We start from the raw sequence: 18322 nt of genomic DNA, 5'->3' as shown, positions 1-18322 counted from the left end.
CCTCAGCGGTCGCTCGGCGCCTGCTGCGGCAAGCCGTCGGCGAAGCTCTCGTTGCCGCCGGCGCTGAACAGCTTGCGCAGGAAGCCCGGCGCCACGGCCGAGAGCGGGTTTACGCTGACGTCCGGCGCGCCGAGCTTGCCGGCCACCCGGAAGTTGATGGCGAACAGCCCCTCGTTGTGGCCGCCGCCGAGGAGCGGCCCGATCACCGGCAGCTGCGCCACCACGTTGTTGAGGCCGTAGAGCGGCACGAACGTCCCCTTGATGTCCGTGAGGCTGCGGGTCGTGTCGAGGTAGCCCGCGAGGGTGAAGCCCATCACGGCGTTGGAGATCGCGGCGTCCGTGAAGTCGACCCGGCCGCCGTTGCGTACGAAGTTCGCCCGCATGCGATCGAAGGTGACCTCGCTCGCGGGCTGGGCCGCGGGGCGGCGGCGGCCCCGGCCGTCGACGGTCTCGGCCGGCTCCGGGCTCTGCGCCATGATGCTCGACAGCGCCGGTTCGTTCCGCAGGGTGAAGCTGCGAATCTGGATGATGCCGGCCTGCGGGCCGTCGGTGAGGGAGAGGCTCGCGGCGAGCTTGCCGCCGTACATGCGCTTGTAGATGTCGGCGAAGCGCAGCGTCGCGCCCGCATCGGCCGATTCCAGGGCGAGCAGGGGCGCCCCGCGCTCGCCGCGGGTGACGCTCGCCGAGAGGGGCGAGGCCCGGAACCGCCCCTGGATGGTCGCCTGCCGCAGGTCCCGGCCGCGAAGGCCGAGGCGGAGGCTCGCGTTGGTCAGGGCCTCGTCGTTGAAGCCCGTGAGGATGTTGAGGGCGATGTCCGCCTCGATGTCCTTGGGGGCCTGCTCCTTGCCGGCCTTCGCGTCCCCGAGGGACTTCAGGAACGGCCGCGCGTCGGCGACGGCGCCCTTCACGGTGACCTTGTAGGTGTTGCCGCTCCGGTCGAGCGCCACGCGCATGTCGTCGCCGGGCGAGAGCTTGACGCTCGTGAAGTCGGCCTTGTCGAGGCCGCCGTCGCTCGCCAGCACGGCACTGCCGCGGGCGGCGGCGGGGGCTGCATCGAACACGATGTCGCGCAGTTCGGAGGCCCGGTCGGCGCCGTTGTCGAGGTAGGTGAAGCTCAGGCGGCCGGGCTTGCCGGCGGGCTTTACGAGCCCCGGGAGCAGCCCGTCGATCGAGGCGCGGGCGAGGTCGGCCTCCACCCGGACGGGCGCCCGGCCGGGCCCCGGCCGGCCCACCGCCACGCTCGCCCGCACCGGCACGGTGCCGGCAAGCTGGGGCGCCACCGGCAGCCCCTTGCGGGCCCGCAGCGCCTCGTCGAGGCTCAGGGTGACCAGGGCCTCCCCGGGGGCGCCCGGCTTCGGCTGCCGCAGGTCCACGGTGAGCGGCGAGCCGAGGATGCGTCCGTCGCCCTTGAGCGAGAATCCGCTCCGATCGTAGGCGACCGCGAAGCGGCCGGCCTCCAGCCGATCCTTGCCGAAGGCCTTGTCCACCGTGAGGTCGGTGAGGTTGCCCCCGAGCGTCACCGGCAGGTCGGGCAGGTCGGGGATGTGCTTCAGGTCCAGGGGGAAGTCGACGCGCAGGTCGGCGTGGCCCTTGACCGAGGCTGGGTCGATGTCGGCCCCCGTCAGGCTGCGGAACATCTTGGTCTGCAGCAGGGCCGCGAGGGCGTCCGCCCCGCCGCCGAGCCGCAGGCCGATCTGGGCGACCACCCGGTCCGGGCTGATCTCGGGGATCTGGAAGGTGCCGTCGGTGATCGCGAGCGCGCGGTTCTCGGGCAGCCGGATCTCGGCGGTGACGTTGCGGATGTTGGTGGTGCGCCCCGTGATGACGCCCGCCGCAGCCCCGCGGCTGAGGGGCGGGGCGTCGGCCGAGATGTTCAGGGTCGCGTTCGCGACGCGGAAATCGATGTGCACGGCGTTGTCGGGCATCGGGTCGCCCTTCGTGGCCGCCGCGAGCTCGGCCGCCGACATGTCGACCGTGATGTCCACCGCCTCGACGCGGCCCGAGCGCAGCTCGTCGACGAGGTAGGTGCGGGCCGCGGGCGCGATGTGCTCGGGCCACAGCCGCAGGGCGGGCCGGGCCTCGGTGTCCTGCGCGGTGATGTGGAGCGTCAGCCCGTCCTCGTCGGCGGTGGTGCCGAGGGTGCCGGTGATGCGCCCGCCCACCCCCTCGCCCGCGACCCGGAAGTCGTCGATCGCGATGCCGCCCGCGCGGCCCGTGAGGTGGCCGTCGAGGCTCGCGATGCGCACCGGCTTGTCGGCCGCGTTGGCGCCGCGCAGCGTCGCGTCGCGGCCCGAGAAGCTCGCCGTCCAGGCTGAGTCGGCGCCCGCCGGGCTCTCCGTCCAGGCGCCGGTGAGGTGCACGGCGTTGCCGGCGCCGAGGTAGTCGAGCCCTTCGAGCTTCATCGCGCGGGCGGTCTCGTCCCAGCTCGCGGTCGCCTTCAGGCTCTCGATGGTGACGGGGTTGAAGTCCTTCTCCTCGATGAGGAGGTTGCCGTCGCTGGTGTGCAGGGTCGCGCGCATGGCCTCGAGGCGGCCGCTATCGAGAGCGACGTCGGCGCGGGCCGAGACCTTGAGGTCCGTGGTCACGGGGAGCTTGGACTGGCCGGAGAGCAGCAGCAGGTCGGTGACCGGCAGGTCGTCGAGGGTGATGATTCCGGTGCGGCGGGTGCCCCCGGCCTCGCGCAGGCTGCCGCCGAAGCGCCACTCCCCGTGCGGCCCGTCGATGCGCAGCTCGAACTGGCGCGCGTCCTGGGTCGGGTCGCGGCCGAACAGGCCGTTGACGTGCTCGAACACCGCCCGCTCGCGCGCATCCTCGTCGATCAGGGTCAGGCGGGCATCGGTGATGCGGGCGCGGTCGAGGGCCCCGACGACGCCGGCGGAGTCGAGCACGACGCCGAAGATCGAGGCCACCGCCGCCGAGAGGGGGGAGACGGTGCCGCGGGCCGGATCGACGCTGGGCAGCGTCTGAGGCTTGATCTCGCCCGGATGGGTCGGCTCCGAGGCCGCGAAGGCGATGGAGCCGTCCCGGTGCACCAGGGCGGTCATCTGCACGTCGCGGAACTCGATCGAGCGTGGCTGCACGGTCAGCCGCAGCAAGCCCCAGGTGTCGAGGCTGACCACGGCGAGGGGGGCCCGCACCACGAGGGCGCCCTGCGGATTGCGGATGTCGAGGCCGGCGACGCGCAGCGCGAGCGATCGCTCGGCATCGAGCTCCAGCGCGCTGTCGCGCAGGCTGATCGTCCAGCCCGGGCCGATCCGCTCCGCGACCGCTGCGGCGACGCGGCCGGACAGCCCGTCGATGCGCAGGGGGCCGTAGGCGAGGCGCAGGACGCCCACCCCGACCGCGAGCCCCACGAGGAGGACGAGGGAGAGCGCCGCCCCGAGGCAGATGCCGCGCCAGCGCCGCCCCTTGGGGCGCGCCGGGGATCCGTCCGTGCTGGATCCCGGGGCCGTTTCCTCAACCATTCAAACCTTGACAGCTGGGTCGGATCGCCGGCCAAGCTCGCGGCACGGGGTGATCCGGGCTTCGTCGCGTGGGCGGCGCTCCCGGAACGCCACGATCCCAAGCACATCATCATTCGGCCGAAAGGAAGGCATGATGTCCCTCGAACCCGGCGCGCCGGCTCCCGACTTCGACTTGCCCGGAGCGGGCGGCGAGACAATCACCCTGAGCGGGTTCCGGGGTCACAAAGTCGTGCTCTACTTCTACCCGAAGGACGATACGAGCGGCTGCACGCTCGAAGCGCAGGGCTTCAACGCCCTCGGCGACGCCTTCGCGGCCGCCGATGCCCGAGTGATCGGCGTCTCGCCGGACCCGGTGAAGAGCCACGACAAGTTCCGGTCGAAGTACGGCCTTACCTTCCCGCTCGCCTCCGACGAGGGCAAGGCGATGCTCGGGGCCTACGGGGTGTGGGTCGAGAAGAGCATGTACGGGCGCAAGTACATGGGGGTGGAGCGCACCACCGTCCTGATCGATCGCGAGGGCCGCATCAGCCGGGTCTGGCCCAAGGTGAAGGTTCCAGGCCACGCCGAGGAGGTGCTGGAGGCCGCCCGCGCCCTGCCGTGAACGCCTGTTCGGCCGGGTCGATCGCTTTCCAGCGTGTTGTGGGCCCCCGCGCGACCTCATCCGGAGGCGCGGAGCGTCGAAGGAGAGTTTCAGCTCGCGCGCGATCCCTGGAGGGCTCCTTCGAGGCCCCCTTGCGGGGGCACCTCAGGATGAGGCGAGAGGGTGGGAGTCACCGTCCGGGTTCCCCAACCCACGACCTCATCCTGAGGTGCGCAGCGAAGCGGAGCCTCGAAGGAGGACTCCAGAACCCGCGCGGTACCTGGCCGGCACCCCGGGCCGAGGTCGCGGGCGGGATCACCCGGGCGAACCGGCTGCGCCGCGCCGACCCTCGTCGCGGTGGCTTGGCGCTTCGTTAAGGTTAGCCTGTCATGAAGGAGCGCCGCATCCGGATGTCTCCGCCATGCACGAGCCCCGCACAGCCCCGAGGCCGCTGGCCGACCGCTCCGCGCGCCTGCTGGGCCGGCTGCGCGGTCGGCTTCTCCTGGCGGCCCTGGTGCTCACGGGCCTCTGGGCGGGCGCGGCGAGCTACCTCGTGATCTTCCACGACGACGCCCTGGCCCGCTTCGTGGCGCGCCAGAAGGCCATGCAGGTGGCCTACGAGGCGCGGATCGAAGCGCTCCAGGGGCATCTCGACCGGAATGCGGCCGAGCAGGCGCGCAGCCGGGAGACCGCACAGGCCCGCCTCGCGACGCTCGCCGAGCGGCAGGCCGTGCTGGAGCAGCGGCAGGCGGCCCTCAGCACCCTCGCGGCCGGCGCCGCGGGCCACCCCGGCCCCCCGCCGTCCGAGCCCGCCGCAGGGCTCGACGCACCGGAGCCGCTCGGCCTGCGGGGCGGCGACGTCGGCCCCGCCCCGGGCCGACGCTCCGAGCGGGAGACCGATATCCGCATCGCCCGCCTGGAGGGCGCCGTCGCGCGGTTGGCGGACGCGCAGGCCCGCGATCTCGCCGGCCTGTCCGCCCAGGCCGGGCAGACCAACCGGCGCCTCCACGCGCTCCTCGCCCGCACGGGTCTCGACCCCGCCCGCTTCGAGGCGGCGCCGGAGGGTATCGGTGGGCCCCTGGTCCCCCTGAGCGCCGACGCCTTCACGGCAGCCCTGCTCGGGGCGCAGCGCAGCCGCGACGAGGGTGACAGGCTGCGCCGCGCCGCCGCCGCCCTGCCCCTGCGCGTCCCGCTCCAGGGTGCCTTCGCGACGTCGAGCGAGTTCGGGGTCCGCCTCGATCCCTTCACCCGGGGCCCTGCCCTGCACACCGGGCTCGACCTGAAGACGGGCTACGGCGAGCCGGCGCGCGCCACGGCGCCGGGGCGCGTCACGGCCGCGGAGCCCGCCGGCGGCTACGGCAACATGGTGGAGGTCGACCACGGCCACGGCATCGCGACCCGCTACGCCCACCTCGCCAGCATCGCGGTGCGGCCGGGCCAGTGGGTCGAGGCCGGGGTCCTGGTCGGGCGGGTCGGCTCCACGGGCCGCTCGACGGGCAGCCACCTGCACTACGAGACCCGCGTCGACGGCGAGCCCGTCGACCCGCAGCGCTTCCTCGCGGCGGGGCGGGAGCCGGACTGACGCCCGGTTCCGCGCCGGTGCGGCTCAGTCGATGTCCTCGACCGCCTCGCTGCCGCCGTAGACCCGCTGAGCCAGCGACGCCTCCATGAACGGGTCTAGCTCGCCGTCGAGGACGTCGTCCGGGCTCGTCGACTGGGTGCCGGTGCGCAGGTCCTTCACGAGCTGGTAGGGCTGCAGCACATATGAGCGGATCTGGTGGCCCCAGCCGATGTCGGTCTTGGCGGCCGCCTCGGCGTTGGCCTTCTCCTCGCGCTTCTTCAGCTCCGCCTCGTAGAGGCGGGCCCGCAGCATGTTCCAGGCGGTCGCCCGGTTCTTGTGCTGCGAGCGCTCCTGCTGGCAGGCCACGACGATGCCGGTCGGGTTGTGGGTGATGCGCACCGCCGAATCGGTGGTGTTGACGTGCTGGCCGCCAGCGCCCGACGACCGGTAGGTGTCGATGCGGCAGTCGGATTCCTTGATCTCGATCTCGATCCGGTCGTCGATGACCGGGTAAACCCAGACGCTCGCGAAGCTGGTGTGCCGGCGCGCGCTCGAATCGTAGGGCGAGATGCGCACCAGCCGGTGCACGCCCGACTCGGTCTTGAGCCAGCCGTAGGCGTTGTGGCCCTTGATCAGGAGCGTGGCGCCCTTGATGCCGGCCTCCTCGCCGTCCGACCACTCGACGATGTCGACCTTGTATTTCCGGCGCTCGGCCCAGCGGCCGTACATGCGCTGGAGCATGTTGGCCCAGTCCTGGCTCTCGGTGCCGCCGGCACCCGCGTGCACCTCGAGATAGGTGTCGAAGCCGTCGGCCTCGCCGGACAGCAGGGTCTCGACCTGGCGCCTTGCGGCCTCGGCCTCGACGGCGCGGATGCTGGCCTCGCCCTCGGCGACGGTGGCGGCGTCGCCCTCCGCCTCGCCGAGCTCGATCAGGGTCGCGGCGTCCTCCAGCTCCTGCTCGAGGCGCCGGATCGTGGTCACGGCCTCGTCGAGCTGCGTGCGCTCGCGCATCACGCGCTGCGCCGCCTCGGCGTCGTTCCAGAGCTCAGGGTTCTCGGAGGCCGCGTTCAGCTCGGCCAGACGTTTGTCGACGGTGTCCCAGTCAAAGATGCCTCCTCAGCAGTCCGATCGACTGCTTGGCGGCATCCGAGGCTTGCTCGATCTCGGCGCGCATCTGGTGTGGATCTCTGTCTCGCTGCCCCCGCCCGCGGTCACGGGCCGGGTCGTTGCTCGGAGCGGCGTGATACCGGCCGCGTCCGCGCCTGTAAACGCCGCTCCGCGCGGGCGGGCCCTGCGACGACGCGTCCGGATGCGGGCCCGCGCCCGCGTCGAAACGCGCCCGCGCCCGTGCGTTGACACCCGGACGCCACCCCGATGGAGGAACCCCCGTGAGCGAGGCCAAGCACGATGACACCAAGACCTGGGACGAATTCACCGAGGCCGTGAACATGACCCCGGCTGCCCTGCGAAAGCACCTGGACAGCGAGGCGAGCCAGGCGGTCGGCCAGAAGACCGGCGGCGGCGAGTCCACGGGCCACAAGGAGGGCCGGCGGATCCTGGAGATCAAGGACAAGAAGAAGTCCGACCTCACCGAGGACGACTACGCCCACATGCGCAAGGTCGTCTCCTACGTCCACCGGCACCTCGCCCAGGGCGGCAAGGCGAAGGAGAACCCGGATTCACCCTGGCGGATGTCGCTGATGAACTGGGGCCACGACCCCCACAAGGACTGAGCGGTCGGCGCCTACTCGGCCGCCGCCAGCGTCATCTGCGGCACCGGGATGCCGAGGTCGGCCAGGAGCGCCGCGTCCGCGTCGGCCTCGTTGTTGGCGGTGGTGAGCAGGCGCTCGCCGTAGAAGATCGAGTTGGCGCCGGCCAGGAAGCAGAGGGCCTGCGCCTCCCGGGTCAGGCCCTTGCGGCCCGCGCTGAGGCGGACGCGGGCACGCGGCATCACGATCCGCGCCGTGGCGCACATCCGCACGAGGTCGAACGGGTCCACGGCGGGCCGGTCCTCCAGCGGGGTGCCGGGCACGGCGACGAGCGCGTTGATCGGCACGCTTTCGGGGTGGGGCGCGTGGTTTGCCAGCACCTGCAGCATGGCGGCGCGGTCGCGCACGCCCTCCCCCATGCCGACGATGCCGCCGCAGCAGACGCCGATGCCGGCCTCGCGCACGTTCTCCAGGGTGCGCAGGCGGTCGTCGTAGGTGCGGGTGCCGATGATGTCGCCGTAGAAGTCCGGGCCGGTGTCGAGGTTGTGGTTGTAGGAGGTGAGCCCGGCCTCCGCGAGGCGCCGAGCCTGGTCGACGGTGAGCATGCCTAGGGTGACGCAGGCCTCCATCCCGAGCCCGCGCACGCCCCGCACCATGCTCAGCACCGCGTCGAACTCCGGGCCGTCCTTCGGCTGGCGCCAGGCGGCGCCCATGCAGAAGCGGTGGGCGCCGGCGGCCTTCGCGGCGGCCGCCTCCTTCAGCACCGCATCGACGGGCATCAGCCGCTCGCGGGGCAGGCCCGTGCCCTTGTGGTGGGCCGATTGCGGGCAGTAGGCGCAATCCTCCGGGCAGCCGCCGGTCTTGATAGACAGGAGTGCTGCGCGCTGCACGTCCGCCGGGTCGTTGTGGGCCCGGTGCACGGACGCCGCCCGGAACACGAGATCGAGGAGCGGTAGGTCGTGGATCTCCTGGATCTCGGCGACGCTCCAGTCGTGCCGGAAGCCGGGCTGCGGGACGGGCGGCGGGCCGATCATCTCGGCGGCGAGGGGCGCGGACTGCATCATGCGCCCATCAGGCGAAACTCGGCCGAGAAATCAAGCCGTGCGGGCGCGGGGGGCGCGCGCGGGTAGCTCAGTTCGTCGGCTCCCCGGCCGCGACCTTGGCGGTCCAGTCGTCGAAGGCGACGACGCGCTGGCGCTGCTCGCCGAGCCCGTCGATGCGCAAGACCATCTCGTCGCCCGACCTCAGGTAGCGCGGCGGCTTCATCCCGAGGCCGACGCCAGGCGGCGTGCCGGTGGTGATGATGTCCCCCGGCTCCAGGATCATGAAGTGCGAGACGTAGGCGACGAGCTGCGCCACGTCGAAGATCATCGTCGCGGTCGAGCCCGTCTGCATGCGCTGCCCGCTCACGTCGAGGCTCATGGCAAGGGCCCCGAGGTCGGGGATCTCGTCGAGGGTCACGAGCCAGGGGCCGATCGGCCCGAAGGTCGGGCAGCCCTTGCCCTTCGTCCAGGTTCCGCCGCGCTCCATCTGGAATTCGCGCTCGGAGACGTCGTTGCAGATGCAGGCGCCGGCCACGTAGCCGAGGGCCTCGTTGGCGTGCACGTAGGAGGCGGTGCGCCCGATCACCACCGCGAGCTCCACCTCCCAGTCGGTCTTGGCCGAACCCTTGGGCAGGATCACGGAGTCGTTCGGCCCGGCGATGCAGGAGGGCGCCTTGTTGAAGACGATCGGCTCCGGCGGGATCGCGGCGCCCGTCTCGGCCGCGTGGTCGGCGAAGTTAAGCCCGATCGCCACGAAATTGCGGGTGCCGCCGACGCAGGGGCCGAGGCGGGTGCCCGCGGGGAGCTTCGGCAGCGTCGCGGGATCGATCATCCGCAGGCGGTCGATGGCGTCCGGCGCCAGCGCCGGCCCGGCGATGTCGCGCACGACGCCCGAGAGGTCGCGCAGGTCCCCGTTCGAGTCGATCAGGCCCGGCTTCTCGTCGCCGCTCGCCCCGTGCCGCACCAGCTTCATCGCGCGTCCCCTCTCCCAGGCTCCCGGTTCCCCCGTCCGTAGGTGGTCGGGCGCCGCCCGCGGTCAAGCGGCGGCGGGAGCCACCCCGGCCGAGGGTGCCGGTGAAGTGTGACCCCGGGGGCACAGCATCGGCAAGAAAGCGCCGAGGCCGCGCTTTCGGCCGACGCGGATGCATGATGATGCAGACGGTTCAGATGTGAACGAATCTTTCCCGTTGCGTCCGGGAGGCCCGAAAGCCAAACGAATTCACGGTTTCGCAAGTATATCCGTGATCTTTTGCACCGATGTCCTTGTGCGGGCCGGACCATTGATCGACAGCTTTGGGCCGGGCATTGTGTTCCGCAAGGCGCCGCATCCGTTCTGGGGCGGGTAAGCAAGCGCTGGGAACAAGGGGTTGGAACGGGAATGACGGGGAACTCACGCGCGCTCGGCTTGGCGAGCGCCACCGCGATGCTGCTCGCGCTCGGCACGGGCCACGCCTCCGCCGGCTCCTTCGGATTGCGCGAGCAGAGCGCGATCGGCGGCGGCATGGCCGAGGCCGGCGCCGCCTCCGGGGGCGCGGGCGTCTCCTCGCTGTTCTGGAACCCCGCCACGGTGACGATGCGTCCGGGCTGGGTCACCGAGCAGAACCTCACCTTCATCAACCTGTCTGGCACGATCACGCCGACGGCCGGCACCACGCCGGCCTTTGCCGGGCTCGGCGGCTCCGGTGACATCGGCCAGGGCGCCGTGCTGCCGTCGGGCGCCACCTCCTACCAGCTCAACGACCGGATCTGGATCGGCCTGCAGACGGGCGCCCCGTTCGGCCTCGTCACGAAGCCGCGGGACGTCTGGGCCGGCGAGGTCTACGGCCGCTCGAACCGCATCTTCTCGCTCGCCATCAACCCGATCATCGGCTTCAAGGTGAACGAGTGGCTGTCGCTCGCCGCCGGCCCGAACTTCGAGTACTTCCGCCTGACCCTGCGGCAGGCCGTGCCGCTGACACCGCTCCTGCCCCCCGCCGCCCTGCCGAGCTCGTTCCTCAAGGGCGAGTCCTGGGGCGTCGGCTTCACGGCCGGTGCGCTGATCACGCCCTGGGCCGGCACCAGCTTCGGCGTCGGCTACCGCTCCTCGGTGCACCACGACATCGAGGGCTCGATCGGCGTGCCGCTCCTCGCCCTGGCGCCGGTGGCCGGCCGGGTCCGCTCGAACCTCAACACCCCCGACAAGGTCAGCGTCGGCCTCACCCAGGCGCTCGCACCCAACTTCCGGCTGAACCTCGGCTTCGAGTGGGATCAGTGGTCGCGCCTCGGCACCATCGCGATCGTGTCGGAAAGGCTCGGGGTCCCGGTCAACTTCCTGCCGCTCAACTACAAGGACGGGTTCCTCTACTCGGTCGGCGCCGAGTACGACTGGTCCCCGAACCTCACCCTGCGGGCCGGCGTCTCCTACGAGGAATCGCCCATCGACTTCAGCAACCGCTCGGTGCGCCTGCCCGACAACGATCGCGTCAACCTCGCGGTCGGCGCGAGCTACCGCTGGAGCGAGAAGCTGACGCTCAGCCTCGCCTACTCGCACCTGTTCCTCGACCGGGCGAACATCCTGTCCGGCGCGGGCCGCGACTACGACGTGCGCAACGCGCTGGGCCAGAGCATCGCCTTCGCGGGCTACGCGAACGGCAGCGCCGACATCGTCTCGGTGGGCTTCCGCTACGTCTTCGGCGATCCGGTCCCGGTCGCCGCGCCCGCCCCGCTCGTGCGCAAGTACTGAGGCCGCCTCTCGGGGCCCGAGCCTCTTCGCGAAGCCGCCGGACCCGCGAGGGTCCGGCGGCTTCGCCATGTCTTCGCCATGATGAGACCGGTCGCCGGTCGCGCGTCCGCTCCCGGCCCACGCAGCGCGACGGGTCCCTCGCCTCAGGCCTTCATCGCCCTCAGGCCTTCATCGCAACGTAGGTCCCCGGTGCCGGGCCGAGGGCCGGGAGGGCGCCGGTGCCGGGCTCGCGGGCGGGGACGCGCTCGGGCGCCTGCGCTTCGAGCCAGCTGAACCAGTGGGGCCACCACGAGCCCTTGTGCTCGGTGGCGGCCGAGATCCAGTCCTCCAGCCGGCCCTTGGCGGGGCCGCCGGTCCAGTAGCCGTATTTCGGCTTCGAGGGCGGGTTGACGACGCCCGCGATGTGGCCGGAGCCGGCGAGCACGTAGTCGACGGGGCCGCCGAACTTGGAGGAACCCTCGAACACCGAGAGGGCGGGGGCGATGTGGTCCTCGCGGGCGGCGAGGTTGTAGACCGGGACCTTCACCTTCTTGAGGTCGAGGCGCACGTTGCCGAGGACCATCTTGCCCCGCGAGAGGTTGTTCTCGAGGTAGCAGTTGCGCAGGTAGAACGAGTGGTTCGCCGCCGGCATGCGGGTGGCGTCGGCGTTCCAGTAGAGCAGGTCGAAGGCGGTTGGCGCCTTGCCCTTGATGTAGTTGTTGACGACGTAGGGCCAGATCAGGTCGTTCGGGCGGAGCATGTTGAAGGCGTTGGCCATCCGCGCGCCGTCGAGGTAGCCCCGGGCCTGCATGCGCTGCTCGATGCCCCGGATCTGCTCCTCGTCGGCGAAGACCTTGAGATCGCCCGCATGGGTGAAGTCGACCTGCGTCGTCAGGAAGGTCGCGCTTCGGATGCGCCGGTTGCCCGTGGCTGCCTGCATGGCCAGGGTCACGGCGAGCAGGGTCCCGCCGACGCAGTAGCCCGCGGCCGCGACCTCGGTCTCGTCGGTCGCGGCGCCGATCGCGTCGATCGCCGCCTCGATGCCCTCGCGCATGTAGCTCTCGAAGTCCTTGTCGGCGTGGCGCTCGTCCGGGTTGACCCAGGAGATGCAGAACACCGTGATCCCCTGGCTCACCATCCAGCCGATGAAGCTCTTCTGGGCGTTGAGGTCGAGGATGTAGAACTTGTTGATCCAGGGCGGCACGATCAGCAGCGGGCGCTTGAGCACGGTCTCGGTGGTCGGCGCGTACTGGATCAGCTCGATCAGGTCGTTGCGGAACACCACGGCGCCCGGGGTGACGGCGACGTTGACGCCGACCTGGAACGTCGAGGGGTCGGTCTGGCGCACGCGCAGCTCGCCGCCCCCCGCCTCGATGTCCTCGGCGAACATCTTCATGCCGCGCACGAGGTTCGCGCCGTTCTCCTGGATGGTGTGGCGGATCAGCTCCGGGTTCGTCAGCACGAAGTTCGACGGCGAGAGGGCCCCGGCGATCTGGCGCAGGTAGAACTGCGCCTTGTGCCGCGTGTGCTCGTCGATGCCCTCGGCACCCTCCACGAGCCCCTCCGCCCAGCGGGTGGTAATGAGGTAGCTCTGCTTGAGGAAGTCGAAGAACGGGTTCGTGGACCATTCGGCATGGGCGAACCGGTTGTCCTTCGGCTCGGGCGCGGCCACCGGCGGCGGCGCCTCGCCCTGCAGCCGGAACCAGGTCGAGCCCCACAGCGACACGAAGGCCTCGCTGAGCCGGGCCTGTGCCTCCAGCGTCTTCTTCGGGTCGGACAGCCAGGTCTCGGCGACCGAGCCGAGGGTGCGGACCACGTCGGCCACCTCCTCCGAGGGGCCGGCCTTCGGCCCCTCCCCGTCGGCGGGCTTGAGATAGGTCGCGGCGGTGCGGCCGAACTCCTCGACGAACAGGCTCGCGTTGCGCGACAGGGCCTCGAAGTCGGGCAACTGCTGCGGCGGGGTATGCGTGGTCACGCGTGGGTCTCTCCCTGGCATTCCGGGCGCTGCGCGCCGCGGTGGCCCGGGCGGCAGGTCGCCTCCGCCGGAGCCTCGTTTCCGACAAATTAACGCGCCACCCCGAATTTCAGCCAGTGCATTGCGCGCAAGCCCCGAAACAATCGCTCCATGGTTTCATCGCGGCCCCTGATCGGACTGATCGCCCTCGGCCTCGCCGCCGGAGGGTGCTCCACCGACGTGAACCCGCTCCGCTACGCGGCGGAGCAGACGGGGGGCGGCCCCAAGCCGGTGACGGCGCCGGACTTCGTGGCCGGCTCGCGCCGGGCGGGACCCGAGTTCCTGCCGGTCGGCGTCTCCGCGCCCCCACGGCCCGTGCGCGCGAAGTCGTCGGAGGGCCAGAAGGCCCTGGAGAGCGAGCTCGAAGGCGCCCGCAGCCGCAACGAGGCCCGGGGCCGCTCGGCGGAGGGGGCCGGGCGCGCGGCCAAGAGCGAGGCACTCCGGCCCGCCCAGGCGCCGCCGGCACCCGCCACGGCGCCCCCTCCCCCGGCGGAGTAGCCCGAGCATTTTAGGGGTCGGCTGATCGCGGCCGAGATGCTAAGCAGGTCGACCCCGCCGGACACGACGAATCAACGCGCCGCGCAACAAGGCGTGCGTCGCGGGACGTGCCAGATATCCACGGACACGACGCCATGACCGATTTTCACCGCATCAAGCGCCTGCCCCCCTACGTCTTCGAGCAGGTGAACCGGATCAAGGCCGCGGCCCGCGCCAACGGCGCCGACATCATCGACCTCGGCATGGGCAACCCCGACCTCGATGCGCCGAAGCACGTCATCGCCAAGCTCGTCGAGACGGCGGGACGCCCCCGCACCGACCGCTACTCGGCCTCGAAGGGGATCGCCGGCCTGCGCCGGGCCCAGGCCGGCTACTACCAGCGCCGCTTCGGGGTGAACCTGAACCCGGACACGCAGGTGGTGGCGACGCTCGGCTCCAAGGAGGGCTTCGCCAACATGGCGCAGGCGATCACCGCGCCGGGCGACGTGGTGCTGGTGCCGAACCCGAGCTACCCGATCCACGCCTTCGGCTTCCTGATGGCGGGCGGGGTGATCCGCTCCGTGCCCGCCGAGCCGACGCCGGCGATGTTCCCGGCTCTCGAGCGCGCCATGCAGCACTCGATCCCGAAGCCCGTGGCCCTCGTCGTCTGCTACCCGTCGAACCCCACGGCCTACGTCGCCGGCCTCGACTTCTACCGGGACCTCGTTGCCTTCGCGAAGCGCCACGAGCTGATCCTGCTTTCCGACCTCGCCTACGCGGAGGTCTACTTCGACGGCGAGCCGCCGCCCTCCGTGCTGCAGGTGCCGGGCGCCATCGACTGCACGGTGGAGTTCACCTCCCTGTCGAAGACCTACTCCATGGCCGGCTGGCGCATGGGCTTCGCGGTCGGCAACGAGCGGTTGCTGGCGGCGCTGACCCGCGTGAAGTCCTACCTCGATTACGGCGCCTTCACGCCGATTCAGGTGGCGGCCACCGCGGCGCTCAACGGGCCGGACGACTGCATCGCCGAGATGCGCGGCATCTACCGCAAGCGCCGGGACGCCCTGATCGATTCCTTCGGCAAGGCCGGCTGGAAGATCCCCTCCCCCACCGCCTCGATGTTCGCCTGGGTGCCGATCCCGGAGAAGTACAAGGCGCTCGGCAGCCTGGAATTCTCGAAGTTGCTCCTCGAGAAGTCGGACGTCGCCGTGGCGCCCGGCATCGGCTTCGGCGAGCACGGCGACGAGTACGTGCGCATCGCGCTGGTGGAGAACGAGCAGCGCATTCGGCAGGCCGCCCGCAACGTCCGGCGCTTCTTCGACAACGCCGACCGCACCCTCCACAACGTGGTGCCGATGGCCAAGGCGGGCTGACCCCCGCGGCGGCAACCGGTTGTTGCGGCGGGGCGACAGGCCACGGCAAAGCGCGCCGCGCGGCGGCGGCGCGCTTGTCACGCGGGACGACGGCCCGCAGGGTTCCGCGAGAGATCCGTTGCCCGCGTTCCCGAGGGTCGCCATGCGCCGCCTGTATCTGCTCGCCGCCCTCCTGCTGACCGCCGCCGCCGGAGCCTGCGCGCCGAACCCGATCATCGCCCGCGACCCCGTGGCGGCGCCGGGCCCCGACATCGGCTACACCTGCAACACGCGCCCGACCGTCCTGAACGGCATGCTCGTGGATTGCGACCCCGTCGCGCGTCAGCCCCAGACCGTGCTGCGCGCCAAGGGGTGAGGGGCCGGCCGGCGGTCCGCGTTTTCGCAAGGGATAGCGCCCGCCCCGAGCTTTCACGCCACGGACAGGATGCCCTGCGGGGCGCATAATGCCCTCGACCCGGCGGCGCGGCCCGCCGACCGAAGCGACGGAGTCCACCTTGAACCTCGTGTCGAGACCCGGCCTCGCGGCCGCCGCCCTCCTCCTCGTCGCCGCGCTCGCCGCGCCGGCCGCCGCGCAGCCGGTGCCCTACTACTACAACGGCGGTCTGACGGTGCTGGAGGCCGACCGCGATACCGGGCGGCCCGTCGTCCCCCCGAACCGGCCCGACCTCGCGGTGCCGGCGATTCCCGTGCCGCACGTGATGAACGGCGGCGGCTTCGGCTACACCGGGTTCGACTATTACGACGACGAGGTCACGGAGGGCCGCCTCGGCGTCCGCCACCGCCCGCGCGAGTTCGTGCTGGCGCCACCCGCCGTGGTCCTGCCGCCCCTGCGCTGAAGCCTTCTCAGGCTCCTGCCTCCCCGGTCGGCGCCACGTCCGGCAGCACGATCTGGAAGCAGGCCCCCCGCCCGCTCTCCTCGAGGGTCAGGCGGCCGCCGTTCAGCCGGATCAGCTCGGCCGCGATGGCGAGGCCGAGGCCCGTCCCGCCCGAGCGCATCGACCCCTGGAAAGGCGCAAACAGGTGCGCCTTCGCCCGCTCCGGCAGGCCCGGTCCGTTGTCGGCGACCCGGATCGTCACGGACCCTGCCCCGACGCCGCCGGTCCGCACGGCATCGATCCGGACCTCCGGCGCCTCTGCCCCCGTCCCGGCGGCGTCGAGCGCCTGGACAGCATTGCGGACAAGGTTGGCCAGTGCCCTGGACAGCTGCTCGGGATCCGCGCAGACCTGCAGGCCGGACGGCGCCTGCGTGACCACCGAAACCCGCGCCTCGGCCGAGAGCCCGGCGAGGTCGGGCAGCTCGGCGAGGATCGGGTCCAGCGCCACGAGGCGCCGCTGCGGATGCCGCTCGGTGGCCCGACCGTAGGCGAGCGTCGCCTCGCAGAAGCGGATTGCGCGACCGAGGGTTGCGACGAGCCGCGGGGCAACGCGCTGCACGATGGGGTCCGCCGCGCCCTCCAGGCGATCGCCGAGGAGCTGCGCCGTAGTCAGCAGGTTGCGCAATTCGTGGTTGATCTTGCTCACCGAGAGACCGAGCTCGGCCAGCCGCCGCTTCTGGCGCAGCTCGTCGGCCAGCGCGTGCTCCATGCGCGCGAGGGCTATCTCGGCGTGCCCGATCTCGTCGGTGCGGTTCGAGGGCGCGATGATGCGCTCGCGGCTCTCGGGATCGTCCGCGAAGGCGGTGATATTGTGGGCCAGCCGCCGCACCGGCCGCACGATGACCCGCTGCAGCACCACGAAGACGAGCCCCGCCGCCGCCGCCGCGATGATCAGCGACGACAGCAGCAGGCGGATCGAGAAGTCGACGATGGCGACGCGCAGCGGCGCCTCGTTGAGGAGGATCTCGACGAGGTCGAAGCCGTCCTTGCCCTGGGCGACGACCCGGATGGGCTCATCGGCGGGCGCGATCAGGGTGCGCCAGGAGCCGTGGATCGACTGCCACCAGGATTCCTGGCGCAGGTCCACCATGTCGGCCACCGTGGCGGGGATCGGGTCGAGGGCCAGCAGGCGGCGCGTCCCGCCGCCCCGCACCGCGATCGCCCGTGCGCCGACGCCGGCGAGGAGGCGCTTGGCGAGTTCGTCCGAGACGGCCTGGCCCGGTGAGGCATCGACCACCAGGGCGGCCACCTGCGCGGCGGCGATCCGGTCCGAGAGCCAGTTCAACCGGTAATTGGCCACCGCCGGGACGTAGATCAGCACCTCCGCGATGACGACGAAGGCCACGGTGAGGATGAACAGCCGTCCCGACAGGCCGAGATGTCGGGCAAACCCCTCCGTCCGGACCTCGTCCGCCGGCTCCGCCGGCTCGGCCTGTGAACGCGACACTCCCTCAACCACGAGTCCTGCCGATCCCCCCGATCGTCTCCTCGCGCCGTCCGCCCGCCTCGTCGGGCGGGCATGGCAGCCCCTGCTCTCGTTACGCTGACGTCGGCTGAGCGTCGAGGGGGTTCGGCGCCCCAACCGCGCTCTACACTATGCTGAGTTGAAGTTGCGACAGCGTTTTGCGTCGCTCAGCCGAGCCCGCCTCAGTAGACAACACCTGGTGCATTTTGAATGCGAAAGTGACGGACGCCGGAGACTCGGCCGTGTACCAACGAAAATTCAACTAGCAATGGTATTTTACAGGCCGATACCAGTACGCGCCGCGCGGCGCCTGCGTAGGGCCACGGTGAGCAGTGCGAAGCCTGCGAGCGCCCCCAGGCCGAACAGCATCCGCGGATTCACCAGCGCGCGCAGGGTGAGGGTTTCGGCGCAATCGGGCTCGCCAGCCGCCCGGCAGGCCGTGAGGGCCGCTTCATGGGCTGCCACCACCCCCTCGATGCCCGACCCTGTCGCCGCGTAGACGAAGGCACCGGGCAGGAGCCCGATGGCCGTGGCGAGCACGAACGTCCGCAGCGTGACCCCGAAAGCCGCCGGGGCGAGGTTCGTCATCCAGAACGGGAACAGCGGCAGCAGCCTCAGGAAGGCGATGTAGCCGAACGCGTCGCGCCGGAAGCCCTCGGCCAGCGATCCCAGGCGAGGACCGGCCTTGCGCCGAAGCAGGTCGGCGGCCGGCCCGCGGCCGATCGAGAACACGATGGCGGCCCCCGTCGTCGCGGCCGCGACCGCGACCAGCGCGCCCGCGACGGTCCCGAACAGGAACCCGCAGACCATGGTGAGGACCAGCGAGGCCGGAACCGAGACGATCACGGCCGCGACGTAGACGAGGTAGGCGGTCACCAAGGCCCGAACGCGATCGGCTTCCACGAAGGCCTGGAGCCAGGCGCGGGAGGCGAGAAGCTGGTCGAGGCTGAACAGCCGGGCCGCCCCAGAGGCGACGACGCCGAGGGACACCCCGATGAGTAGTGCGAGCGGAAGCCAGTGGAGCAGAACGCGCAGGCGCTGGGACACGGGCTGCGCGCTC

General features: G+C 71.7%; 15 protein-coding genes. 8 read left to right on the top strand and 7 right to left on the bottom strand.

Annotated features, from left to right (window positions below; all coding sequences use genetic code 11):
* Nucleotides 1-2 precede the first annotated feature (2 nt).
* Nucleotides 3-3464 (bottom strand): YhdP family protein, encoded by a 3462-nt coding sequence (locus ACLBXP_RS20940; RefSeq protein WP_447669733.1) that lies wholly within the window; start codon nt 3462-3464, stop codon nt 3-5.
* Between the two features lie 133 nt (nt 3465-3597).
* Between ACLBXP_RS20940 and ACLBXP_RS20935 the strand changes: the two genes are divergently transcribed.
* Nucleotides 3598-4065, top strand: coding sequence for a peroxiredoxin (locus ACLBXP_RS20935; protein WP_447669732.1), 468 nt, complete (start codon nt 3598-3600; stop codon nt 4063-4065).
* A gap of 400 nt (nt 4066-4465) precedes the next feature.
* Nucleotides 4466-5626 (top strand): peptidoglycan DD-metalloendopeptidase family protein, encoded by a 1161-nt coding sequence (locus ACLBXP_RS20930; protein WP_447669731.1) that lies wholly within the window; start codon nt 4466-4468, stop codon nt 5624-5626.
* 24 nt (nt 5627-5650) lie between these two features.
* On the opposite strand, the gene prfB is transcribed toward ACLBXP_RS20930, so the two are convergent.
* Nucleotides 5651-6779 (bottom strand): peptide chain release factor 2 gene (prfB, locus tag ACLBXP_RS20925; RefSeq protein WP_447669730.1). Its coding sequence is split into 2 segments (ribosomal slippage): nt 5651-6709 and nt 6711-6779, totalling 1128 coding nucleotides; the frame shifts between segments, so codons are not numbered across the junction.
* Nucleotides 6780-6993: 214 nt separating this feature from the next.
* On the opposite strand from prfB, the gene ACLBXP_RS20920 reads away from it, so the two are divergent.
* Nucleotides 6994-7338 carry a DUF3140 domain-containing protein gene (locus ACLBXP_RS20920; protein WP_447669729.1) on the top strand — a complete coding sequence of 115 codons (345 nt, stop codon included), beginning with the start codon at nt 6994-6996 and terminating at the stop codon, nt 7336-7338.
* A gap of 11 nt (nt 7339-7349) precedes the next feature.
* Here ACLBXP_RS20920 and bioB read toward each other — a convergent pair whose 3' ends face one another.
* Together bioB and ACLBXP_RS20910 are read right to left on the bottom strand one after the other, a co-directional pair.
* Entirely contained in the window at nt 7350-8348 is a 999-nt protein-coding gene (gene bioB / locus ACLBXP_RS20915; protein WP_447669785.1) for a biotin synthase BioB, read from the bottom strand.
* 97 nt (nt 8349-8445) lie between these two features.
* Entirely contained in the window at nt 8446-9330 is an 885-nt protein-coding gene (locus ACLBXP_RS20910; RefSeq protein ID WP_447669728.1) for a fumarylacetoacetate hydrolase family protein, read from the bottom strand.
* Between the two features lie 405 nt (nt 9331-9735).
* Here ACLBXP_RS20910 and ACLBXP_RS20905 point away from each other — a divergent pair, with 405 nt between their 5' ends.
* Nucleotides 9736-11079 carry an OmpP1/FadL family transporter gene (locus ACLBXP_RS20905; protein ID WP_447669727.1) on the top strand — a complete coding sequence of 448 codons (1344 nt, stop codon included), beginning with the start codon at nt 9736-9738 and terminating at the stop codon, nt 11077-11079.
* A gap of 160 nt (nt 11080-11239) precedes the next feature.
* Here ACLBXP_RS20905 and ACLBXP_RS20900 read toward each other — a convergent pair whose 3' ends face one another.
* Entirely contained in the window at nt 11240-13054 is a 1815-nt protein-coding gene (locus tag ACLBXP_RS20900; RefSeq protein ID WP_447669726.1) for a PHA/PHB synthase family protein, read from the bottom strand.
* 129 nt (nt 13055-13183) lie between these two features.
* Between ACLBXP_RS20900 and ACLBXP_RS20895 the strand changes: the two genes are divergently transcribed.
* The 4 genes from ACLBXP_RS20895 to ACLBXP_RS20880 all read left to right on the top strand — a co-directional run bounded on the left by ACLBXP_RS20895 (nt 13184) and on the right by ACLBXP_RS20880 (nt 15758).
* Nucleotides 13184-13570, top strand: coding sequence for a hypothetical protein (locus tag ACLBXP_RS20895; protein ID WP_447669725.1), 387 nt, complete (start codon nt 13184-13186; stop codon nt 13568-13570).
* 134 nt (nt 13571-13704) lie between these two features.
* A complete protein-coding gene (locus tag ACLBXP_RS20890; RefSeq protein ID WP_447669724.1) occupies nt 13705-14922 on the top strand; it encodes an LL-diaminopimelate aminotransferase in 1218 nt (405 codons plus the stop codon).
* A 142-nt stretch (nt 14923-15064) separates the two neighbouring features.
* A complete protein-coding gene (locus ACLBXP_RS20885) occupies nt 15065-15277 on the top strand; it encodes a hypothetical protein (RefSeq protein WP_447669723.1) in 213 nt (70 codons plus the stop codon).
* 148 nt (nt 15278-15425) lie between these two features.
* Nucleotides 15426-15758, top strand: a complete 333-nt coding sequence (locus ACLBXP_RS20880) for a hypothetical protein (RefSeq protein WP_447669784.1) — start codon at nt 15426-15428, stop codon at nt 15756-15758.
* A 7-nt stretch (nt 15759-15765) separates the two neighbouring features.
* On the opposite strand, the gene ACLBXP_RS20875 is transcribed toward ACLBXP_RS20880, so the two are convergent.
* Nucleotides 15766-17244 carry a sensor histidine kinase gene (locus tag ACLBXP_RS20875; protein ID WP_447669722.1) on the bottom strand — a complete coding sequence of 493 codons (1479 nt, stop codon included), beginning with the start codon at nt 17242-17244 and terminating at the stop codon, nt 15766-15768.
* A gap of 294 nt (nt 17245-17538) precedes the next feature.
* A complete protein-coding gene (locus ACLBXP_RS20870; RefSeq protein WP_447669721.1) occupies nt 17539-18309 on the bottom strand; it encodes a TVP38/TMEM64 family protein in 771 nt (256 codons plus the stop codon).
* Nucleotides 18310-18322: the final 13 nt, after the last annotated feature.

This window comes from Methylobacterium sp. A54F, assembly GCF_053346035.1.
The sequence above is the reverse complement of the archived record's forward strand: the minus strand, read 5'-3'. Positions and strand labels throughout refer to the sequence as shown.